Annotated in this window: 2 protein-coding genes and 3 pseudogenes; 3 read left to right on the forward strand and 2 right to left on the reverse strand. The window is 39.5% G+C overall.

Annotated features, from left to right (window positions below; all coding sequences use genetic code 11):
• Positions 1 to 220: 220 nt before the first annotated feature.
• On the reverse strand, positions 221 to 1,426 hold the full coding sequence (locus AB4249_RS03135) for a hypothetical protein (protein ID WP_017068538.1): 1,206 nt from the start codon (positions 1,424 to 1,426) through the stop codon (positions 221 to 223).
• Positions 1,427 to 2,171: 745 nt separating this feature from the next.
• Between AB4249_RS03135 and AB4249_RS03140 the strand changes: the two are divergent.
• From AB4249_RS03140 to AB4249_RS03150, 3 pseudogenes are all read left to right on the forward strand, one after another.
• Positions 2,172 to 3,056, forward strand: a pseudogene (locus AB4249_RS03140) (reverse transcriptase domain-containing protein); the annotation flags it as partial.
• A gap of 80 nt (positions 3,057 to 3,136) precedes the next feature.
• Positions 3,137 to 4,056 (forward strand): annotated as a pseudogene (locus AB4249_RS03145) (IS5 family transposase).
• Positions 4,057 to 4,125: 69 nt separating this feature from the next.
• Positions 4,126 to 4,215: pseudogene (locus AB4249_RS03150) on the forward strand (integrase); the annotation flags it as partial.
• A gap of 262 nt (positions 4,216 to 4,477) precedes the next feature.
• Here AB4249_RS03150 and AB4249_RS03155 read toward each other — a convergent pair.
• Positions 4,478 to 6,295: a hypothetical protein gene (locus AB4249_RS03155; RefSeq protein WP_372102308.1), complete on the reverse strand. Its 1,818-nt coding sequence runs from the start codon at positions 6,293 to 6,295 to the stop codon at positions 4,478 to 4,480.
• Positions 6,296 to 7,506 lie beyond the last annotated feature (1,211 nt).

A 7,506-nucleotide genomic window follows, 5' to 3' on the forward strand; every position in this document is an offset into this window, starting at 1 on the left:
ATATATATTAACCCTATAAGAGGTAATCCGACCGAGTCTACCCTTCAGAATTTCTCAGATATGCAGTATCGACCATAGGGATATTTAAAACTTTTGAGTTAATTTTATGCGGTGAAGAAAGGCGTTACTATATATGGAGTACTTTTGGTACTTTAGCTGAGAATTCATGCCGCCTAGCATGTTCAAATAGCAAGGCGGCAATAGACTTTTGAACGAAATGTTAGTTCGCTTCGACGCCATTGATGAATGTCTTCCCAAGTGATTGCTTGATCGTTGTGGTGTAGTTACCTGACTCTTCTTCGTTCCACAGTCTGTCCAATGCGTTTTGGTTGATTTCAAGTAATTTAACTAGCTTTGGTGTGATAGTGACATTGAAGTCAACTTTAAGGGACTTCTCAAATGCCTCTTCTGATTCTCGGTTAGTTAAGCCTTTATAATTTTTAGGCATTATTTCAATTTCTCCATCGGAACTTGAGTCATTAACGAAGATGTTGATATTCTCGAATTTGATCCCATTACCTATTATGGATTTAAAAGCAGCCTCAATTGTTTCCTCTGTAGGATTTCTTTCAATCAAACCGATGAAGCTATTAAGCTCTTGAGTATTAACTCCTTTAATCTCACCACTTAAGCCAAGTTTGTTCGATAGTTGGGTGATGTTTGGAGATTGAAGATCTAGTGAGTCAACTTTCCAATCAAGCTTCAGGCTCGTATTGTCTTCAATTGTAATTGCTGAATGAAACTTCGCGTCTTTGAAGCTAAATCCACCAGATCGATCGTTGAAACCTCCATCATTTGCAATTATTTCAGTATTATGGGTGTCATTAGTGATATTTGACTTAAGCTCAATGCCGTTTATATAGGCCTGTTCTCTTCTTTCAGAGATTCTAATTCCGTCAATTTTTGTGGATGTAGTGAAGGCTTCTTTATTGCCTTTAAACAGAATCTCAACATCGCCAAGTTTGAAGTTGCTTGAGCGGCCTGTATTGATTTCTCCAAGTGAGAAGTTGCTTTGTAGATCTAAAGACTGATTGCTGGTATCGAATGTGTATTTTATGCTTTCATTTAAGCTTGCTACCTCTCTGATTAACGTTGAGGTAAGTCCTTTATCCTTCGGGAGACTAAAATTACCTTCAACGCTAAGTCCGAATGGCGCAACCGTTGCTGTGTGGCTTAGGTAGATTGGTTCAGGAAGTCTTTTTGAACCATTGTTTATGTAGATAGCGAAATTCTGCTTGATATTGTTATTGTTGATTTCCGTATCGATCAGTTGGGCATCAATGAATTGGTTTTTTAGTCCAATTAGTGAGCTTTCAACTTCACTGGTCACAGTTTCTGCTGCATTCTTAATCAACATGTTATTGGCAACCAAGGCACCACCACCGATGATCGCTGTACAGCTGATTGCAATTAAAGTTTTTTTCATCTTTGCCTCTGATAAATATAGGAATCAATTAGTTATGCTATTTTATATGAATTCAGTTGCTTTCGCACCATAAACCAATTCTTCCCATTAGCGCTCAACAATTACTTTGTTATACCTGTAGTTATTCATTAAATACTAATTTAGAAAAGTCACTGACACGGAATTGTCCGTGCGACCTGAAGTCGTATGAAGTGCTGTTCACCGCAACAAGTGTGAACCATCTGTATCACCAGATGACCCTAGGGTTCTGAATAAAGCAGCGAACCCGACAATGTAACGAAGTTCAGCCTTTGCTGAGCGGGAATGAATTCGTGAGAGGACGTTCCTCCTGATAACCACAATTGGGTGAGTGCTAGGGTGTTGGTATGATGAACGTAAGTGAATCCATTTAAGATGCGTTATACGTGGATCAGCGGAAGTGGTTAATACGCTGTGGCCAAAAGGCATGAGAGTAGGAAAGAGATTGGACAGTGCTCTTTCGTGATCAAGACGCTCTCCGCATTATAGTGGGCATCTAACCCGACGTTGCGCGACATACGGAACAGGGTAAGCCTGTACTTCTCCCTTTGGGAAAGCGGTCTGCAAAGACAGCCGATAGTGGTGCAGGTAAAGGAGGCTAGAAAAAGCGAAAGCCGCGTTGTAATGATGCGGATACAGGTTGTTATCTGGCGCGAAAGCGAGCTGACTTCTAGCTGGTCTCCCGTTGCAAGATAATTTGAAGAACTTTATTCAAGGAGAAATGCAAATGGTAGCTTCAAAAGAAGTTAGTGCCTCTCCTAACGGCACTCGATGGCAATCCATTAACTGGAAAGCCGTCGAACAACACGTATTAAAGCTTCAAATACGCATTGCAAAAGCAACTCGAGAAGGTAAACGCAGTAAGGCGAAAGCATTGCAGTGGATACTAACTCACTCAAAAGCGGCAAAACTTCTTGCCGTTAAACGAGTGTCACAAAATAAAGGCAGCAAAACGCCAGGAATCGACGGCATCATCTGGAATACGGATGCTCGTCGTGTGGCAGCGGTTAATCAATTGAGTCGGAAAGGCTACAAAGCTAAACCACTCAGACGTATCTATATCCCCAAGAAAAACGGCAAACTCAGACCTTTAGGTATTCCGTGTATGATAGATCGAGCGCAACAAGCGCTTTATCTACTTGCCTTGGAGCCTATCTCTGAGACCATTGCTGACCTAAATAGCTATGGTTTTCGACCTAATAGAAGCACAGCCGATGCAATCGAACAATGCTTCAAATGCTTGGGTCTTAAACGTTCAGCACAATGGGTTCTTGAGGGGGACATTAAGGCTTGTTTCGATAAAATTGGTCATCAGTGGCTAATCGATAACATTCAAACAGATAAACGAATGTTGAAGCAATGGCTTGAGTGCGGTTTTATCGATAAAGGACTGTTTTACAAGACAGCAGAGGGGACGCCTCAAGGCGGTATAATTTCCCCAACGCTTATGCTGTTGACGTTAGCAGGTTTAGAAAATCTGGTTAAGTCGGTAGCACGTAAAACTGGCGATAGAGTCAACTTCATTGGATACGCTGATGATTTTGTAATAACTGGGACTTCAAAGGAAGTTTTGGTGAACAACATCAAACCGCAGCTAATTAGCTTTCTAGAAGGGCTTTGTTGCGTAATTCAGTGGAACTAAATCCAGAACCTACGATCTGATCAGCTACATTCACTCCCTCTCGTAGCCCTATGCCTAAACCTCGTTATAAAACAACCAACTGGAAGCAATACAATCAATCACTCATTAACCGTGGCTCTCTGACCTTTTGGATTGATGAAGGGCGATAAGCGGCTGGGCGCAAAGCAAACAGAATAAGCGCGGGAGGCCGCGTCGGTTCAGTGATTTAGCTATCACGACAGCACTCATGGTGAAACGAGTTTTTTCTATGCCATTGAGAGCGCTGCAAGGATTTATCGACTCGATATTTAGGTTAGCCCATGTACCGTTAAGTTGTCCGCATTACACCTGCATCAGTCGTAGAGCCAAGCAAGTTGAGGTTTCATTTAAGACTAAAACGAGAGGAGCGATACAGCACCTAGCTATTGATGCTACTGGCCTTAAGGTTTATGGCGAAGGTGAATGGAAAGTCAAAAAACATGGGACGGATGGCAAGCGTAGAGTCTGGCGAAAGCTTCATATTGCCGTCGATACCAACACTCATGAGATCATTGCCGCTGAGCTAAGTTTATCGACGGTTACAGATGGAGAAGTACTCCCGAACTTACTGAAACAAACACGCCGAAGTATCCTTGAGGTGTCTGGTGATGGCGCTTACGACACGAGAGCGTGTCACGCTGCTATTAAGATTAAGGGAGCTATTGCGCTTATTCCCCCAAGAGAAGGGGCAGCCTTCTGGGAGCGTGGTCACCCTCGAAATCTCGCCGTGGGTTGCCAGAAATTATACGGCTCAAATAAGTATTGGAAAGAGCGGTATGGATACCACAAACGTTCACTCTCAGAAACAGCGATGTATCGAGTTAAACAGTTGCTAGGAGGGAAACTGAGCTTAAGAAATTACAATGCCCAGGTGGGTGAAACTTACGCGATGATAAAAGCGTTGAACAAGCTTACTGGGTTAGGTATGCCTGAAACTTGTCGTATTGATTAAGAAATACGCGAAACGGGGTAGTTCTATCTTTAAATTTAATTACGCAACAAAGCCTCACTATGCCACTACAGAACTAGGCTGGAGATTGAAAACGATTTGATGCAGCTAGCGTTACTGGACTTAGCTATAGATAGTAAGTTAAGAGCGAGTGAATTGCTATAGCTACACGTTTACGATGTTTCTTCGCAAGGGGTTATCTATGACAGGGTTCAGTGCCCTGAGGTTGTCTGAGAAAACAGACTGCTGACAGATAGAAGCCGTCACAGGCTTTTCTCCTGAAAAGCCTGTGACACTTTACGTTTTACAATAACTATTCTGTAAGGCATTCACTTTGGGAACTGACTTACTTTTTCTTATCGTAAACCTCTAGTTGTGAGGCTAAGTTTGATACCCCACCAAATAGGAAAGTTTACCCAATATTTCATTTCTTTTTTAAAGCATCATCTAAACGTTGTTGCAACGGAGGCTGTAATTCATCCAATCTACGCCTGAAGGTATATACACCATCATTCACGTCCTTAAATCGTTTACGATTTCCTGGATACCGTTTCAACCCTCCAATAATACTATACGCAAACAACACAATTATACATGGTGCAACAGTAAACATATATGTATTATAATAATCAAGACCAGACCACCTGAAAATCATATCGTATGCCGTCCAAAGAAGGAAGCACGCTGTTAATAGTAATGATAGCGTAATAGGCCTAAATAAATATACAGCACGTCCACGTAATAATGACTTTTTAAACTTGACCTGATTAGTAGCAACATCCTTTTTCGTAGTGTAGTTATATACATCTTCGTAAAAACAATGAATGTGTTTGCCTGCCTCTCTAACTTGAATAAACGATATTGATAGCCAGTCATCTGGTTTTATGTTGTTCATGATTGACTGTGGAATATCAATTTGTCTTTTGTCACCATTCGGTAACTCTAAAGTGAGCGTCGCAGAAGCCTCTGAATTTCTATGGTGATTATAAGTCGTATAAGTCGTCCTGCCATCTGACCACGTTAGCTTTTCTGTTTTTTTTCGAACCTCAACCTTATCATCCATTCTTATAACTTGTCCAAAAAAGGATAGGGTAGTTAATTGGAATTTTATGTTGGATTCCATAACCTTTTTCTGTAAGTAATCAGTCACTACTTGATGTTTGAATTGAGTAGTATCACTAATTTCTTGCTTGAATCTATCAATAGGGCTTATTTCTATTTCCTTTGCGGTAAGTGGTGATAACGATGTTTTTTCCTTGACTTCACTTTTTTCAAAAAGTGCACTGGGCTCAGTGGAGATAGGCTCTACTACCAGTGAAAAATCTTCTTTACTATTGTGTGGATTATTTTCTGAAAAATTGTTCTGTTTAAGTTTTTCTCCACATGATGAGCAGAACCTACTATACTCTAAGTTCTTAGAGTTACATTTGTAACAACGTGAGTATAAAATAAGCTTAGGGCGTCTTAGCTTGACTCCAATTGCTTTTAAAGGTGATTCTTTAATTTTTTCTATTAGGGACATTAAGCTGAGATATTCAATTTCTCTCCTTTCAAATATCTTCCTTTTATGTTTCTTTCCGTTTAAATATCCGTGAAACCACCCAACAAAACCTAGAGGAACTGTAGCCATTAACGCAATTCCAAAACTACTCGGTGAATGATAACTTTGAGGATAAAATGCATTGTGTACCTGGTATATCAGTATCGGACCGAAGAATAAGTATAATAATGTAAAAATTAGAAGCCTTACGTTAGATGGAGGGCTTAAAGTGGGAGCTGGTACTGAATCTAAGAGTCTATTGCCCCGCAATTCATGCTTGAAAGCAATCATGGCTGTGTCTCTTGTTTTCACATGAGCTTTATCATGCTTGTCTATTCTTAAAGATTCGCTGAATTGCCAACCCTCTGATGAGGCACAGGTAATTATATCCCCCAATTCAACATTGAAAGAATCGTCATAGTCGTAATCTAGATTTGTTTGAATTGTGTTACTGTCAGTGTCTTTGAGTGTTATAAAAATGCAAGTCCGCTCATTGGCGACACTACTTTTTTCCTTGGCTGTATATATGTATTTAAAAATTACTTCACCTGTAAATACATATGGTTTTTTCCCTAAGTAGGCACTAATAATTTCCAATGCGTCTGGGAATAAATCAATAATATTTTTTGATGATGAAGTAAGGATAGAACCACAAGTATTGCAGAATAGTTCTTCTTTATAGCCGAAGCAGCATTGATTCATGATAACCCTTTGTAAGTAAGTTGAAGAAATTGTTAGGTTTATTGTTTATTGCAATTAATAATGTTAATTTTTTTGAGATATTTTTTTGTGGTGAACCCTTAATAAGATCACCATTTTTTGTATGCAATGAATATGAAAAGAATAGGTTCGGGTGAGTCCGATTTTAGGCGGCTAAAAGTGTTCACTATCCAAGTTTATTATAAATAACCATCAACAACCTAAGCTCGTAAAATCTCAACTAGGTAGTCATATGTAATTCCTGTATGAGCCATAGCCTTATTGAATACAAACACAGGGAAATAATCATTGCCTACTAGATCGTAATTCGATGCAGTTACGTATTTACCATGTTAAGGAAAATCGAATTCTGTTTAGCATGCAACCTAGCCATGTCGATATATCCTCATCTGTCTTATCTGTGATTAAACGATGGGTAGGCTGCCATTCAAATAGCTCCTAATTGCAGGCATTGAAATAAGAGTATTTATTTGGCTCTTATTGACTTTACCATCACAAGATGCAACCTCTGCTAATCCCTCATCAATCCAGCGACGAAAGAACATCCGTTATCGATTTTTATTCAAATGGTCAGTTAATAAGTGAACAAAATCATGATCAAGTAACAAGTCTAGATTTCCATCGCTTCTACCGTTATCAATAGTCACACCCTCCGAGCATCCAAATCCATTACTTCTTCTGAACGTTCTACCCAAATTTCCATTCGCGTACCATCTAGGTCTAGCTCGTGAAGCTTATCAAAATCTTCATTTTCAACATGTAAGTCAAATGCAACCGACGTTGCTCGCAGAATTTTTTTGATAGTGTCATGATTAGCGCCATTTGGTGAGCCTACAATGAAATCTCACTAGCAAAGAGGCTTGTTGTATCTTTGCTAGCAAATAAAGTTATAGGTTGACTTCAGTTTGTCACATTAATGTAAGTGTTAGAGCGCCCAGGAACATCATTAGGATATGAGCCGCCTTCGTCTTTATCTTTTTTACAACTAACAAGAACAGTTAGAGCAATGACTGATAAAACGGTTATTTTCTTTCGAGAGCATTAATATATCCCTATTAAGTTCACGGACATATTAATGTATATTAATTTCAATGTCTTGCATTTAGATCGGTATTGTGTAAGTAAATTATAATGGCTATTTTTGTTAGGTCGCTTTAAGAGTTTAGCCTGCCTTCATAGACAGAACCTTAAGC

It is taken from the genome of Vibrio sp. 10N.261.55.F4 (assembly GCF_041470465.1).
Classification (GTDB): Bacteria; Pseudomonadota; Gammaproteobacteria; order Enterobacterales; family Vibrionaceae; genus Vibrio; species Vibrio crassostreae_C.